Raw genomic sequence first — 13,664 nt, forward strand, 5'->3', positions numbered from 1 at the left:
GGTAGCGGGTTGGCACTGACGTTCAGGCCCACGAGTGGACCACTCGTGGAACACTTGACGACATCGGGCCGGGCTGGCGGCGGGGGGATGGTGTCGACGAGTCGCAAGCTGGTGCTTCGATCGCTCGTGGTCGTGGTCGCTGCGGTTGGTGCTGTTGGGTTGTGGGCTACCGGAGAGTCGGTGTCAGCGGCGAAGGCCGGTGTCTTATGGCAGCTCGGCTTGGGCCTGTTCACCGCATTGCTGACTGCGCAGACGATCGTGTTCGCGGTCAGCGCGGACCCTGAGACGGTCTGGCCGTCGTTCCTCGACCTGGTGGAAGAGACCGGCCTCGTCCTCTGGCTGACGGCGGGTACCTTCTCCGTGCTGCTTCCTGCGGCCGCGGACATCACCGGACGCGGTGGTGTCTTGGCCGACCTCAGTCTCGGGCTCGTGGTCGCGCAGCTCATCTTGGGCATCGACTCGCTACAGGCGCTTCTGCGGGTGCTCGCCGGTGAGGGCCGGCAACTCTTCCTTGCTCGGTTGGCATCCGAGGATCTCAGGCGGGCCGCGCGGTCCGGCCGGCCGGTTCAGGTCGACCGGGCGCACGCGCTTGCCGGGTACTTGGGGGCGGTCGAGACGGCCATCGATAGCGCGGACGTCGCGGCTCTCGGTCAGCGCATGACGGAAGTGGCACGGCAGGCACGCGACGACGAGCACGCCGAGGTCGCCCGGTGGCGGTTGGCGCTGCTCACGTACCTGATCGAGCGGGTCGGGCGCGCGGTGCTTTACCACGATCTGACCGGCGATGCGGCGCGCGTCGCGCTACCCCACCTAATCGACGGGGCGTTGCACTCCAGCTACCGACTCACCGAGCTGACCGGCACCGGAGCGGCGCCGGAGGATCACGTCAGCGATCTCGAAGCGGCGGTCACCCTGGGCCAGGTCTGCCGTGTAATCGGCTGGCTTCAGCAAGCCGCACACGAGCGGCTTCAGGAACGGCCGGACGACGTGAGCGCCCGACAGGTGATCTCGTCGGTCGCCAAGGGCCGGCTACGGATCGTTCAGTTTGTCGATCCGGACCCGCCCGGCTTCTACCGGCAGGCAGAGGACCCCTGGCCGTACGGGTTGAGCGATCCGGCCGCGGTCCTGGTGTGGCTTTGGTCCATGTGCGAATTCGGCGGGTCCTGGGTAGGCAGTGGCCTGTACGTGCTCGCCGAGGTGATCACCGGCGAGAAGTTCTACGGCAACTACTGGAACGACGACTGCATCTTCACCGAGATCGAGCGGCGGATCGGCGCCGACGGATCCCGGCCGCACCGCACCGAGGACGGGCGCGCCGCCGAGGTCGTCGCGGCCTGTGGAGGGCTACAGACCGTCGCGCTGGAGCTGTGCGCGACCGTCATCGCGGGTCTGCGCAACGCCCGCTACACCCCACCGGCTGGCTTCGAGCAGGACCCGACCTTCTCGACCGACCGGCGGTATCTGCGCTCACAGATCACGATGTTCGCCACATACGACTGCCTTCCCGACCCGGATAGCGCGTTGGACTGGCTCTCGACCGCGCTGTCTCAGTTCCCGACCCGACGCTCGTTATGGCGCACCGTCGACACCGCGGTCTCCGCCGCCGGGCATCCGGGCACCCTCGACCTACACGGGCCGGACGCCCGGCCGGCCGCGACGACTCTCGCGGCCCTGTGCTGTCTCCAGATGCACCGACCGGACGATGCACGCGAGTTCGTCGATCGCCTGCCTGAGCCGCTCGTCGCCGGTGCCTTGCAGCTTGCCCGCTTCTCGCTGACCACCGACGGACCTGCAGAGCCGGTCATGCTCACCTGGTCACCCCGCACGGCCGATCGCCTCGGCGACCGACCGGCACGGCGACAGGAACTGTTGGGCATCGTCGAAGCGATCCTCCGGTGAGCACCGGTCCTACCCCCGCGCCGGACCTGTGGCGGCGGAGCTTGCCCGCGGTCGAGACTGCCGCGACCGTGTGGACGGTGCAGGTCGCGACGCCATGGCTCACCGATCCCGACCACCAACGGGTCCGGGACGACCTCGACCTCGTCCTGTTCCTCCGGGCGCTCAAGGAGCAGACCGGCTTCTGCTTCCGGCGCGTCCTGCTCTACGACCCGCCGAGCGACCTCGGCGGCGCGCCAGACAGGTACGCCGCCGCCCAGGCCGACCACGCGGCCTGGATCGGTCGGGTCCGCAGGCACCTCGCCGCCATCGGCGCCGAGGGAAGCGCTGGTGGATCGCTTCCCGATGGCTGCGAGTACTCGGTCCGGCTGCTCATCCTCGGCCGGGCGGGCACACGTACCGCCCCGGCGGTCGAAGATGGGCTCTGGACCGAACAGACACCACCGGCCGACGTTCAAGCCGCGTGGTCCGACCCGCGGCTGATCCCGCTCGACCCACACGAGGAATCCATCATCGGACCGCATCGGGACCGCAACCCACTGTGGCAAGGGGCGTTCCTTGGCTGACGAGCCCTTCATCGACCCTGCCCTCGGCCTCACGCTCGTCGGGCACCGCTCCCTGGCCGATCGGACAGGACCGGTCAGTATCTGCATCCCTGCCCACAACGAAGCCGAGACCATCACCGAGGTCGTCAGCGAGGCTCGCCGAGCGATCGGGATGCTCGGAGCGGACGGTGAAGTCATCGTCGCGGCAAGCGCCTGCACCGACGAGACTGTGACGCTCGCCCGTGCGGCTGGCGCACGCGTGGTCGAAGCCGGGAAAGGTAAGGGCAACGCGGTCAAAGCCGCACTCTCGGAAGCAACCGGCACGGTCGTGGCGACTGTGGATGGCGACTTCCGATACTTCGGCTCTGAACCGATCGCCGCGACGCTGCTTCGGCCGATCATGGCGGGAATCGTCGACGCGACGATAGCCGATCTCTACTGGCGCCCCCTCTATCCGCAGATGTGGCTGTACGGCTTCCTGGCCCCGCTGGCGGGCCGCATCTTCCCCGAGATGCTATCCAAGGTCGGCGCGACCCCCTGGTCAGGGCAACGAGCCGCGGTCCGGTCCCTGTGGCCGGCTGACCTACCCGACGGCTTCACGGTCGATCTCACTCTCAACCTGGCATGGAACGACGCACAGGCACGCGTCCGCCCGGTGCCTGTCGATGACTGGGTTAACCCTCAACGCCCCAAGCCTGAGTTGCTCCGGCAGGAGTTCGACATCATCACCGCCCACGGGGTGACGAAGGGACGTATTCTCCCCGGAGAGGTTGAATCACTGTCTTCCTGGTTCACGCAGACTCAGCATCGCATGGCAACCTACCGGCCCGATGTTGATGACGTCGAGGAGTTCGAGCAAATGCTACTTCGCGAGGGCATTAGGTCCATATGGCCGCCTGACGGCACGGGCTAAACCAGTCCGATCGGGCGGCAATGGAGCCCACGTTGACCTGAACCTCCGTCAAAACCCGGCCCGAAGCGGGACGACTACCTGCATCTAGATTAATCTACGAACGCGTCCGACACCACGACTCAGATCGCAAAACAATTTCGATTCCCCCTTAACCCTCCGGATCAACCCTGCGCAAGGGTCGAATTTGCCGACCTCCCCCCACCCTTTCCGCATACACCTGGAAGACTTCCGAAATAAAATCTTGTGCATACATTCCAAATCCAGCTGATCTGTTTTCCGCTAGCTCGCCAAGCGACCGCCGCAAGGCAGCATGCCCAAGGCCAGCTTGTCCGGCGTCTCTATAAAAGCCTCTCCATAGGTCACCAAATTCTTTAGGTGCATGTTTAGCGATATACCATTCATCGTAGCTGTGGTGCCAGTATGCAATTCGCGCTGCGCGCTCCTCGTTGTTCGCAGGCCCACAATCTAGATCCCCTAGCTTAAGAAAGATCTCCAGAAAGCGAGAGCGAAGATCCAGAAAGACCTGTGTGACCATAACACGCTGGAGACTCTTCTGCGTCCTCAAGGAGATGAATATCGCTATAACCGCGATAACCGTCGAGCCAAGGGCAGCGAAATCTCCCAAGTCGGGCATCATAAATCCATTCGACAGTGTGAGCGACAGGTCCCACCTTGGGTTACCCGATGCACCTGTCCACACACGCAACGGCGGCTAATTACTGTATTCCTCAGGTGAGGCGTATAATTCCGAACCGCTCCCGACTCTTACCTTGACCGCTTCAAAGTGATTGAGGGCCGCTGCCGCACTTCAGCGCAGCGGCCCTCATCGCGTGTCAGGAGTGTCAGGTGCAACCGGTCAGCTGGCCGTAGAGCGCCAGTGCGAGTTCGGTGACGAACGCCTGTTCGTAGCGCTCTTCGGACCGGAACGTGGACGGCTGGATGTCAACCAGGTCGGCCGCGCGCGTGCGCCGTGCCGAGAGGGTCATACCTGCGGTGCCCGGTGCCAGGCACAACATGATCGACATGATCCGGTCTATCGGCGGGTCGAGCGCATCGACGGTGTCAGCCACCAACCGCGCAGCTTCGAGCGCCCGTTGTGCGTCGGGCGGTGCCTCCTCACTCGGCTTAGCTGGGTTGAGCAGGTCGACGAGCGCCATGCGGTCGAGCAGCGACCGGGCTCGTGCGCCGTGGCGCAGGGTCGCGCGCAGCTCGGAGCGGAGAGCCTCGAAGTCAACGGTCGGTGTGATCATCGCGGTTCGACAGGGGCCAATGTGACCCCACGGCGTCCCCCGTCGGTTCGCCTCCTCTCTGTGGCGGGTGTCCCGGACCTTGCCGGGGGACGTGTTCCGTCCGGGACGACCCAAGAGCATGCCAGGTTTGCAGCTTGATCGCCATGTTTGCCTGCGTTTGCCTGCTACAGATGACGCTTGTGGCGTGCAAGGGCAGTCGAAGGCCGTCACGTCGCGATGAGTCACACCTGCCCTGAGCTGCGCGGATGGCTGTCGGCCAGCACTTCCTCAGCAGTTCTCCCACACTTTCGCCGCGCAACGCCGACGTTCCGTGCTCAGTTCTTCGCCGTTTCTCAGCTGATACCCATCCGGAAGTCGGCGTTCTCATCTGCGAATCCCAACAGTCGGCTGTCCCATCATGGGAAACGTCGAACGGCAGCCACCAAAAGCGGTCCGGTCATGGGTCCGCCGAAGGATGGCCGCCGACAGAAGATCAACCTATGGGAGACAAGAATGCGGCGCTACTACTATCGATCTCCCTTCGGGACCATCCTCCGATGGACCCTGGGAACCGGCGCATTGATCCTCTTCCTGACCGGCCTTCAGTGGCTCTTCGTCAAAGCACTGCCCGCGATTCTTCCGTTCACCGTCGTCGGAATCCTCGTCATCGCGGTCGTGTGGAGCGTCCATCGACTCTGGGAGTAGCGAAGAACATCAATTCTCGTAGCAGGAGCGCTCCCTTTTTCGGTGGAACTCGCCGGGGCCACCGATCGACCTGTAGGACTCACCCGTCACTTCATGACGCCTGCCATGAATCCGGCGCCTAGTTTCCTCACTCCGTTCCCTGACGCACAGCAGAAGGAGCTATCACGATGTCCAACTCACGTAACGCTCACACCAGCGAGACCGGCGACACCATGATTTTTGGAAGTCTGGCGTTGGCCGATCTGGAGAACCGTGCCACCCGAGCGTACGCCGAGCACGGGGACGGTTACACCGCGTCATCTGTCCTGCATGTGCTGTGGATGGACCACGCCGGCGAGTCCGTCCGGGAGGCGCTGAACCTCGTCTTCGTCGAGCTGGAGAGGTATCACGCGAGGACCCGAAAGGCGTGGCACGACCTGTACAACGCGTGGGCGGTGGCGGCGGGTTTGGATCCCATTCCCGACGATCCCGACGAGGTTCTCGGCGACAAGCTCGGCACCGATTACGGCTTCGACTCCGACAGTATGTGACACCGCATCGTCCTGTTCACCTCCTCAAGGAAAGGGTCCGGCACTCACAATGGTGAGCATCTCCGTCGTCGTTCTCCTGCTCTTCGCGGTCGTGGTTCTCGTCCGCTCGTACCGACTTTCCATCTCGTCGGCACTGCTGTGCATCGCGCTCGGCTTCTACCTGGCCTCCTCCAGCCTCGCCCCGACGATCGGCGACATCATCGGCGAAGTCATCGGGATCGTTTCGACCGTCGGAGTCTAGAGGGAAATCGAGTTCTGCCTCTCGTCCTCGCGATGGCTGCCCTGTCGGATGAAAGCCCGCCGGTGATACTGCCGATTCTTATCGTGCAAGGAAACCGCAAGACCGCCGGCCTTCACCGCCTGGAGGCAACATGGCGACGTAAGAAACAAACGACACCGAGCTACTAAATTCGCCCCGGGGCGCGGTCCTGACCGCCAAGACAGACGCCGCGCCCCGGGCTCCCCGCTCTCACGGAGGAACCATAAGTATGTCCGAGAATCTGCCCTCGACACCGTCCGATCCGGCCGGTGCGCCGCCCGGCACCGGCGGATGGGTGCCTGACGTCAGCCCTGAGGCAGGCTCCCTCATCCCTTACGGGTCCGGCGACCGGCTGCCCGCCGCACCGGCGCAGATCGTCTACGACCTCGTGAAGGCCGCGCCGCGGGACGGCCGGTCCGACACCGAGGACGTGGTCGTGACCGGCGTCCCGGTCAACCCGCCCGAACCGCCGCCGAGTCCATGGGCGCTTGCCCGGTCCGGCGCGCGGCGGCCGGTCATGCCGACCTGGTTGCGATCGTGGGCGGCGCTGCGATCGGCAGCCCGGTGGTTCGCTGGCTACTGCTTCCACACGGCCCTGTTCCATGCCGTCCGGCTACCGTTCTACGCCGCGGTTCTGGTCTGGCGTGCGCCCCGTGGCCTCGGACGCGCAACGACCGGCGCCGCCGGTTGGCTGACCGACGCCGAGACCCGACCGGCCCGTGCAACCGCGATCCGTCGGGAGGAGACGAGCGAGTACCTCAGGCTGGCGAAGCTGCGGGATGCGCGCGTTCGCGTCCGCACCATCGTCGCCATCGCCGCGGGACTGCCGACCATCGCGGCATTCACGATCACGTGGATGGCCACTCCCCCGGCCGTCCATCTGGCCATCCTCGCGATTCTGGTTGGCGTCCTGGGCATGCTCGGCGCGCCGGCGGACCGGCCACTCGTCGGGCCGGCCGTCACTCCGACCAAGGTCGGCCGGCTGACCGCTGACATCGTGGTCCGCGCGCTGGAGTCGCTCGGCATCGCCGAGATCAACAAGGCACGTCGGGAGGGTGGTGGGATCACGTTTCCCGCGCCGATCACCCGTGACGGGCCCGGATGGCGCGCGGACGTCGACCTTCCCTACGGCGTGACCGTGTCCGACATCCTGGACCGCCGGGAACGTCTCGCGTCCGGTCTGCGGCGTCCGCTGGGGTGCGTGTGGCCCGAAGCGGTCCACGACGCGCACGCCGGTCGGCTCGTGCTGTGGGTGGGGGACGAGGACATGTCCGCGGCTCCCGCCGCCGAGTGGCCGTTGGCGCGGCGCGGCACCGCGGACGTGTTCGCGCCCCTGCCGTTCGGGTCCGATGCCCGCGGCCGACCGGTCGCGGTCCTGCTGCCGGAGAACAACGTGCTCGTCGGGTCTCTGCCGGGCGCAGGCAAGACCTCGGCGGTGCGGGTGCTCTTGCTCGCCTGCGGGCTGGACCCCACGTGTGAGGTCTGGGTCTACAACCTCAAGGGCACCGGCGACCTCGACTCCGCCGAGAAGTTCGCCCACCGGTACGTCACCGGCATCGACGATGCCAGCATCGAAGCCGCACTCGTCGCGCTTCGCGACCTGCGCGCCGAGGTCGTCCGCCGCGCCACCGCGTTGAAGAACCTCCCGAAGGACCTGTGCCCGGACGGCAAGGTCACCCGCGCACTGGCCAACCGCCGATCCCTCGGCCTGCACCTGCTCGTCGCGTTCTTCGACGAGTGCCAGAACCTGTTCACCCACCCCGTCTACGGGGAGGAAGCCGGCACCCTGGCCACCGACGTCATCAAGCTCGGACGCGCCCTCGGCGTCGTCCTCGTCCTGGCCACCCAACGCCCCGACGCGAACAGCCTCCCGACCGGCGTGTCCTCCAGCGTCTCGGTGCGGTTCTGCCTGCGGGTCATGGGCCAGGTCGAAAACGACATGATCCTCGGAACGTCGATGTACAAGAACGGCGTACGGGCTACCACGCTCCGGCCCACCGACAAGGGAATCGGCTACCTCGTCGGCGCGACGGACGACCCGCTCATCGTCCGGGCCGCCTACATCGACACGCCAACAGCCGAGAAGGTTGCCGATCGGGCACGCGCAGCCCGTATCCAGGCTGGAACACTCGCCGGAATCGCGGCCGGTGAAACCCCACCGGAACCAACTGAAAGGACGTCGACCATTCTGGACGACGTGTTGGCCGTACTTCCTGCCAGCGAAACCAAGGTCTGGTCGGAGACCATCGTCGCTCGACTTGCCGAGCTACGCCCCGACGCGTACACCGGATGGGGCGCCGAGCAACTTACCGTCGCTCTCAAGCCCTACGGGATTTCCCCCGGCCAGGTGTGGGGCACAGCCCCCGGCGGTAAAGGCGCCAACAGGCGCGGGATCGAGCGACAGCAGATCGTCTCAGCGATCACGGATCGTAGCAGAAGCGGGGGCGGTGGCTGACGGAGTGTGCTGCTAGGTCTAGCACCCCTACCTGCTAGGTCTAGCAGCACCTCTAGCTGCCAAAACTGACTCTGAGCTGGGCTCTAGTCGCCTAGCAGGGCTCCAGCGGGGAGCCGCGAAACGGGCCGGAGAGGGGTTCCCGCCCCTCCCCACCCGTTGCTAGACCACCAGAGTCGGACGTGACCTAGCGTAGTCACGCACGGCGACGAGGTTCGCACGGGACCAACCGGAACACCGCACTCGCGAAGAGGAGACAAAATGCCTACAAGGATCTCCGGATCGGCGACGACTCCCGGAACTTCCGAAGAACGCGGCACGCGACTATGGACAGCTAACGATCTGGCTCGCTATCTCGGCGTACCCATAAACACCATCTACAAATGGCGAAGTACCGGGGAGGGTCCTCCGGCGTATCGCGTCGGACGGTACCTTCGCTTCGACGCGGTGGACGTAGCCGACTGGCTTGAGAAGCAGAGGAGTGAATAGCAGCGGGAATCCGCGGCCAGCCAGGAACCACCGACCCGCGAGTCAACGCTAACCAGATACGACGAGCGAACCGGCCAACCAGGTACCCGAACGCCGGATAACAGAAATCCGTGAAGTAAAACGACCCCCAACACCGGTGAGGTGTTGGGGGTCGTTTCGGTTTTCGGTGATGGAGTTCGGATTTTCCCGTGCCTGAGCTGACCGACGGTGCCGTCAGGCGACCGACGGCCGCCCCGGCATGGTCAGGAACCTCCCTGTGTCGATCCGCAGCCACACGGGCTGACCAGCCACGTCCGCCGCGCGGAGACGCTCGGGTCGATGATCCCGGTCATCGCCTCCACGTACCGCACGGCGAGCATGGCCGACGGCCGGTGCCGTAGCGGCGACGGCTGACCGTCGGACTCGACGAACATCAGGTGTACCGGCCCTGGATCGTCGCTCGCGAGGATCACGACACGGGCGGCCGTCGTCGCGCCCACGGCCCTACCCACCGGTGCGGGCGCCGAGGGCCGCGCCAACGGCCTTCCAGTCGGCGTCCTCTTCATCGTGGCCGATGACCTTGAACGACAGTTCGCCGTCCACCATCGATGCCAGGGTGCACGCAATGGGCAGCGTGCGCAGTGCGGCCGCCAGCGTCGCGGGATGGACGCCGTCCGGGACGGTCACCGTGACGTAGCGGTACGGGCCTGTTCCTTCCTCTCGGATCGTGAGCGCGGTGTCGGGGATGCTCCCAGCGCGGGTGGCGCGCTTGGGAGCTGACAACATGTCGGACACGGTGTCGACCTCCTGAAGGGTCGGTGCCGAGGGCCGCCCCTGGTGCTGACTCACCGGAGGCGGCCCGCCCTCTTTTCGGGCTACTGGGCACGCTACACGCGGTCTTCCACCATCGGTAGTCCTAGGGTGGTAGTCCCTAGGTTAGTAGTGGTGGGCCGGCTGATCACGATCTCCGAGGTGCAGGAGCTACTGCGCCCGTCGTCGCCGGACGGGCACCTCTCCCGCCGCCGCGCGGACCAGATCACGAGGAAGGTCGGCTTCCCGGAGCCCGCGCAGAAGACCCCGGCCGGCCGCTTCTGGGACGAGGACGACGTCCGCACGTGGATCGCGGCGAACCGCTCGTCAGACGACACCGACCTCGACAACGGATAACAGCACCCCACCGCGAACATCATCCGGGCGGACACAGGCGACACCGATCGTCACGTGATGGCCGGAGGACAGGCGGGAACTCTCGACTCCATATCGATCATCATGTGACAGTGAGGATGTGGGGTGAGGTGGGAGAGTGCTTCCTTGTGAATCACGAGCAGCACATCCCGGCTCCTACCCCGCGGCTCGCGTTCCGCCCGATGACCACAGGCGACCTTGACGACATGGCCGCGCTCCTCGGCGACCCGGACGTGATGCGGTACTACCCGCGGACCAAAGGCCGTGACGAAGCCATGGCCTGGATCGACTGGAACCAGCGCCTCTACCGGCAGGAAGGCTTCGGGCTCTGGCTGGTCACGCTCCGGTCCACCGGCGAGTTCATCGGTGACTGCGGCCTGACCCCCCAGGAAATCGAAGGGACCACCGACATCGAGATCGGCTACCACCTGCGCACCGACGCCCAACGCCGCGGCTACGCCACCGAAGCCGCCACCGCCTGCCGAGACCTCGCCCGCGACATCCTCGATATCAAGCGCCTCATCGCGATCATCCACCCAGATAACATCCCTTCCCAGCGCGTCGCCGAGAAGACCGGCCTCGCCCACGAACGCGACGCCCAGACCCGTGCGGGCCAGGCGGTACGCATCTACGCCACAGCCTTGTGACAGCCAGGGCGCGACCACCCGCAACCGGGGCCGAGGCATCCTCGGCCACGGCGAGACGGGCGCAGAGGACCGGTCAGCGCGCCCATCGATCCCGGCGATTTGCCTCCTCCGGGCCGGCCAAGCAGATGCGTCGACAGCCAACGACGAGCGGCATCGAAGATCAACGATGGCGGTCGACAGCTTCGCAAAGCGTGGGGTTTCCGTGGGGTTTGCGATCTTCAGGGCCTGCCCAGTGGGCTCAAAAGTGGCTATCTACCAGGGGTTTTGGTGGGGCGGGTGGGGCTCGAACCCACGACCGACGGATTATGAGTCCGCTGCTCTGACCGGCTGAGCTACCGCCCCCGATGAGCCACCCTCGGTGTGAGGATGGCACTGCAAGCGTAGCGGTCCGGATCGGGCGTGGGTCACGCGGTCGGTGATCGGGTCGGGTCCGGGGTGTAGGCCGCTCGACCTGCTGCGGCCCAGGCGCGGTGCGGTGCGGTGCGGCCCAGGCGCGGTGCCGTCGATGTGGCCCGGCGACGGGTCCGGGGTGTGCGGGGCGGTTGGTGGGTCAGGGTCTGGGCTGGTCCGATGGTTCGCGGGTCGCCAGGCGGCGTTGGAGGGCGGCGTGGCGGTACTGGTAGTAGGGGCCGGCCTTGCGCAGGACGGTACGGCGGCGGGCGTCGTCCAGGAAGGCCATCAGCCGGAGCGGGGTTCGGCCGGTGAGTGCCAGCCAGCAGACGGTGGCGGAGTACAGCGATGATCGGGTGGAGGCCAGGCCGACCAGGGCGACGGAGATTCCGCCGGCGAGGCCGGTCGCCGCGCCGTTCACGACGGTGACGGCGAGGCCGACGGCGAGGCCGGTCGCGGTTCCGCTGACCAGCCCGGTTAATCGGTCGTACCGAAGCAGCGCCCGGGCGGCGGTGGCGCGGGTCAGGTCTGCGGGTGGTGTCAGGCTCGCCAGGGTGGCGGTGACCAGCGCGGAGCCCGCGAGGCCTCCCGCGACACCGCCCGCGACGCCCTCGGTCAGGGCGTGGACGGGGTCCGTCCCGAGGCCGGCGGCGAGGCCGTAGACGCAGCCGGCCAGGATGCCGCCGAGTGCGCCGAGCGGGAGCGCGAACAGCAGGCCGGTACGGATGTCCGCCGTGGCGGGCCAGGTGAGGGCGACTCTGCGCGGTTCGGTGAACAGTCCGCCTGACCGGCGTACCGCGTAGGCCTGGATGAACGCGGCCATGGTGCCGTCGGCGACGCCGACTGCGAAGCCGGCGACCAGGGTGGCCGCTGTTCCCGCCAGGATTCCGGTGACGAGTGCGAGCAGCAGCCGTGAGCCCGCTGTTCCGAGCCGCCACCAGGCGAGGTCGTAGGCGGGGGTTGCTCCGGGACGTTCCTCGTGGACCAGTCGTCGGGCGAGATAGCGGTGGTATCGCAGCGCCTGGTCGGCGTTCCAGGCGGAGCGCTGGTTTCCGGAACGTGTGGTCGCTTCGGTTCCGGGATAGACGGCGCCGATCAGTCCGTCCAGGAGATGGTTCTCGATCGATTCCTGGTCGGGAAACCTGGCCTGGTCGCAGAGCTCCGCCGGGTGGGCCGCCGAGGAGCGGTGGTAGTTCGAGCGGGCGAGGGAGAGCATCAACGGCAGGCTCAGTGTGCGGACGAGGGGGGCGGTGGTGGACGTCGCGATGAGCGAGCAGACCGCGGACCAGCGGTTCGGGTCGGTTCCGGCCGCGGCGTCCAGGACGGCGATCATCTCGTCGCCATCGAGTGGGAGGACTTCGACGGCGGGGGTCGCCTCGATCGGGGTTCCGGCTCCGTCCGGTGATATCGCCGCGGCGTAGGCGGCGGTCTGCCAGACGACCACCAGCGGGTCTCCTGCCCGCAGCGCGCGGTTGATCGACCGGATCGCGTCCGTCTGGGAGGCGGGGGCGAGCGTGTCCAGGCCGTCGATGACCGGGAGGAGGAGGCCGGTTTCGCGGAGTCTTCGCACCGCCGTGACCGTCCGACCGGCACGCGAGCCACCGGCGTTCGAGACGGGCGCGCCCAGCGCGGGATGGCAGCGGACGAGCTCTGCTTCGAACCACGCCCAGAAGCTCTGGTTCGTCGGGTCCCAGGATCCGGCGTCGACGAGGACGGGTACCGGTGCCTGTGCGGTCTCCCGTGCGGCCAGCAGGTCGAGGACGAGGTGGATGGCGACCACGGTCTTTCCGGCTCCGCTGTCGCCGACTATCGCCAGGCGCCGGGTCGGGATCTGCCGGTACCGGTCGGCCAGGTGCTCCTGGCGGCCGTCGAGCAGATGGGGCTGCCAGTCCGGGGCGGTGTTCCCGCTCCGGACGCGCCCGGGGGCGACCGCCGCGAGCCGGCGCACCGCGCAGGTGGGAGCGCTGACGCTCGCCGACGCGCTCGTCGCCGCCAGCCGAAGCGAGTACATCGCGCCGCCGGTGAGGCCGCGGTGGACGAGTTCGTCCTCCCACCGCACCCGCACCCGGGCTGCCAGTTCGGTCAGGAGCCGCGGCAGGTTCTCGGCGGTGTGCTCCGCGGTGGCGGCGACCGACGAGCCGCCGACGAAGGCGATGATCGCCAGGGCGAGGCTCGCCGCGGCGAGCAGGCGGTCCACCCCGGCCCAGTTCCACAGGAGTGCGGGGGTGATGACGCTCCCGAACACGGCGGTGAGGCCCGCGAGCCGAGCTCGGTTGACCCGCCGGAGGCGCGAAATCCGCGACATTGAAGTTTTTCCACCTCAAGTTGGATGGACCTGGGGTTACCACCGGTGTTGTCCAGGCCGTGGATGGCCGAACCACCGGTCAGAAGGAGAAGCCGATGTCAGGGCGTTCCGGTGCGTTGGCACCGGCGCCGATATCGACG

At 67.1% G+C, this 13,664-nt stretch carries 14 protein-coding genes and 1 tRNA gene; 10 read left to right on the forward strand and 5 right to left on the reverse strand.

What is annotated here, in order from left to right; translation table 11 throughout:
• Positions 1–180: 180 nt before the first annotated feature.
• The 3 genes from AWX74_RS09375 to AWX74_RS09385 are packed head-to-tail and all read left to right on the forward strand — an operon-like array spanning position 181 to position 3,354.
• Complete coding sequence (locus AWX74_RS09375; protein WP_242666146.1) at positions 181–1,899, forward strand: hypothetical protein; 1,719 nt, start codon at positions 181–183, stop codon at positions 1,897–1,899.
• On the forward strand, positions 1,896–2,462 hold the full coding sequence (locus AWX74_RS09380; protein WP_242666147.1) for a hypothetical protein: 567 nt from the start codon (positions 1,896–1,898) through the stop codon (positions 2,460–2,462). The genes AWX74_RS09375 and AWX74_RS09380 overlap by 4 nt, the downstream gene beginning before the upstream one ends.
• On the forward strand, positions 2,455–3,354 hold the full coding sequence (locus tag AWX74_RS09385; protein ID WP_091273839.1) for a glycosyltransferase family 2 protein: 900 nt from the start codon (positions 2,455–2,457) through the stop codon (positions 3,352–3,354). The genes AWX74_RS09380 and AWX74_RS09385 overlap by 8 nt, the downstream gene beginning before the upstream one ends.
• An 842-nt stretch (positions 3,355–4,196) precedes the next feature.
• Here AWX74_RS09385 and AWX74_RS09390 read toward each other — a convergent pair.
• Positions 4,197–4,604 (reverse strand): hypothetical protein, encoded by a 408-nt coding sequence (locus AWX74_RS09390; protein WP_091273841.1) that lies wholly within the window; start codon positions 4,602–4,604, stop codon positions 4,197–4,199.
• A 492-nt stretch (positions 4,605–5,096) separates the two neighbouring features.
• On the opposite strand from AWX74_RS09390, the gene AWX74_RS09395 reads away from it, so the two are divergent.
• The 5 genes from AWX74_RS09395 (at position 5,097) to AWX74_RS09415 (ending at position 9,018) form a co-directional block, all read left to right on the forward strand.
• Positions 5,097–5,288: a hypothetical protein gene (locus AWX74_RS09395; RefSeq protein WP_091273843.1), complete on the forward strand. Its 192-nt coding sequence runs from the start codon at positions 5,097–5,099 to the stop codon at positions 5,286–5,288.
• Positions 5,289–5,455: 167 nt separating this feature from the next.
• Positions 5,456–5,818, forward strand: coding sequence for a hypothetical protein (locus tag AWX74_RS09400; protein ID WP_091273846.1), 363 nt, complete (start codon positions 5,456–5,458; stop codon positions 5,816–5,818).
• Between the two features lie 49 nt (positions 5,819–5,867).
• Complete coding sequence (locus tag AWX74_RS09405) at positions 5,868–6,059, forward strand: DUF2304 family protein (protein ID WP_091273847.1); 192 nt, start codon at positions 5,868–5,870, stop codon at positions 6,057–6,059.
• Between the two features lie 247 nt (positions 6,060–6,306).
• The gene (locus AWX74_RS09410) at positions 6,307–8,532 is read left to right on the forward strand and encodes an FtsK/SpoIIIE domain-containing protein (protein ID WP_091273850.1); all 2,226 of its coding nucleotides are present in this window, start codon (positions 6,307–6,309) and stop codon (positions 8,530–8,532) included.
• Positions 8,533–8,790: 258 nt separating this feature from the next.
• Entirely contained in the window at positions 8,791–9,018 is a 228-nt protein-coding gene (locus tag AWX74_RS09415; RefSeq protein WP_091273853.1) for a helix-turn-helix domain-containing protein, read from the forward strand.
• 242 nt (positions 9,019–9,260) lie between these two features.
• Here AWX74_RS09415 and AWX74_RS09420 read toward each other — a convergent pair whose 3' ends face one another.
• Together AWX74_RS09420 and AWX74_RS09425 are read right to left on the reverse strand one after the other, a co-directional pair.
• Positions 9,261–9,497 carry a hypothetical protein gene (locus AWX74_RS09420; RefSeq protein WP_006539717.1) on the reverse strand — a complete coding sequence of 79 codons (237 nt, stop codon included), beginning with the start codon at positions 9,495–9,497 and terminating at the stop codon, positions 9,261–9,263.
• 4 nt (positions 9,498–9,501) lie between these two features.
• On the reverse strand, positions 9,502–9,783 hold the full coding sequence (locus tag AWX74_RS09425; protein WP_226931285.1) for a hypothetical protein: 282 nt from the start codon (positions 9,781–9,783) through the stop codon (positions 9,502–9,504).
• Positions 9,784–9,942: 159 nt separating this feature from the next.
• Between AWX74_RS09425 and AWX74_RS09430 the strand changes: the two genes are divergently transcribed.
• Both AWX74_RS09430 and AWX74_RS09435 read left to right on the forward strand, forming a co-directional pair.
• On the forward strand, positions 9,943–10,164 hold the full coding sequence (locus tag AWX74_RS09430) for a hypothetical protein (protein WP_226931284.1): 222 nt from the start codon (positions 9,943–9,945) through the stop codon (positions 10,162–10,164).
• 116 nt (positions 10,165–10,280) lie between these two features.
• On the forward strand, positions 10,281–10,829 hold the full coding sequence (locus AWX74_RS09435; RefSeq protein ID WP_091273862.1) for a GNAT family N-acetyltransferase: 549 nt from the start codon (positions 10,281–10,283) through the stop codon (positions 10,827–10,829).
• Between the two features lie 265 nt (positions 10,830–11,094).
• Here the strand turns inward: AWX74_RS09435 and AWX74_RS09440 are convergent.
• A tRNA-Ile gene (locus AWX74_RS09440) sits at positions 11,095–11,171 on the reverse strand.
• Positions 11,172–11,379: 208 nt separating this feature from the next.
• On the reverse strand, positions 11,380–13,524 hold the full coding sequence (locus AWX74_RS41195) for an NACHT domain-containing protein (protein ID WP_091273864.1): 2,145 nt from the start codon (positions 13,522–13,524) through the stop codon (positions 11,380–11,382).
• Between the last annotated feature and the right edge of the window lie 140 nt (positions 13,525–13,664).

The organism is Parafrankia irregularis (assembly GCF_001536285.1).
In the GTDB taxonomy this organism is placed as follows: Bacteria; Actinomycetota; Actinomycetes; order Frankiales; family Frankiaceae; genus Parafrankia; species Parafrankia irregularis.

Excerpts from the sequence above, each read along its gene's own strand:
- AWX74_RS09390 (WP_091273841.1), bottom strand. The coding sequence starts at position 4,604 with ATGATCACACCGACCGTTGACTTCGAGGCTCTCCGCTCCGAGCTGCGC.
- AWX74_RS09395 (WP_091273843.1), top strand. The coding sequence starts at position 5,097 with ATGCGGCGCTACTACTATCGATCTCCCTTCGGGACCATCCTCCGATGG.
- AWX74_RS09400 (WP_091273846.1), top strand. The coding sequence starts at position 5,456 with ATGTCCAACTCACGTAACGCTCACACCAGCGAGACCGGCGACACCATG.
- AWX74_RS09405 (WP_091273847.1), top strand. The coding sequence starts at position 5,868 with ATGGTGAGCATCTCCGTCGTCGTTCTCCTGCTCTTCGCGGTCGTGGTT.
- AWX74_RS09410 (WP_091273850.1), top strand. The coding sequence starts at position 6,307 with ATGTCCGAGAATCTGCCCTCGACACCGTCCGATCCGGCCGGTGCGCCG.
- AWX74_RS09415 (WP_091273853.1), top strand. The coding sequence starts at position 8,791 with ATGCCTACAAGGATCTCCGGATCGGCGACGACTCCCGGAACTTCCGAA.
- AWX74_RS09425 (WP_226931285.1), bottom strand. The coding sequence starts at position 9,783 with ATGTTGTCAGCTCCCAAGCGCGCCACCCGCGCTGGGAGCATCCCCGAC.
- AWX74_RS09435 (WP_091273862.1), top strand. The coding sequence starts at position 10,281 with ATGTGGGGTGAGGTGGGAGAGTGCTTCCTTGTGAATCACGAGCAGCAC.
- AWX74_RS41195 (WP_091273864.1), bottom strand. The coding sequence starts at position 13,524 with ATGTCGCGGATTTCGCGCCTCCGGCGGGTCAACCGAGCTCGGCTCGCG.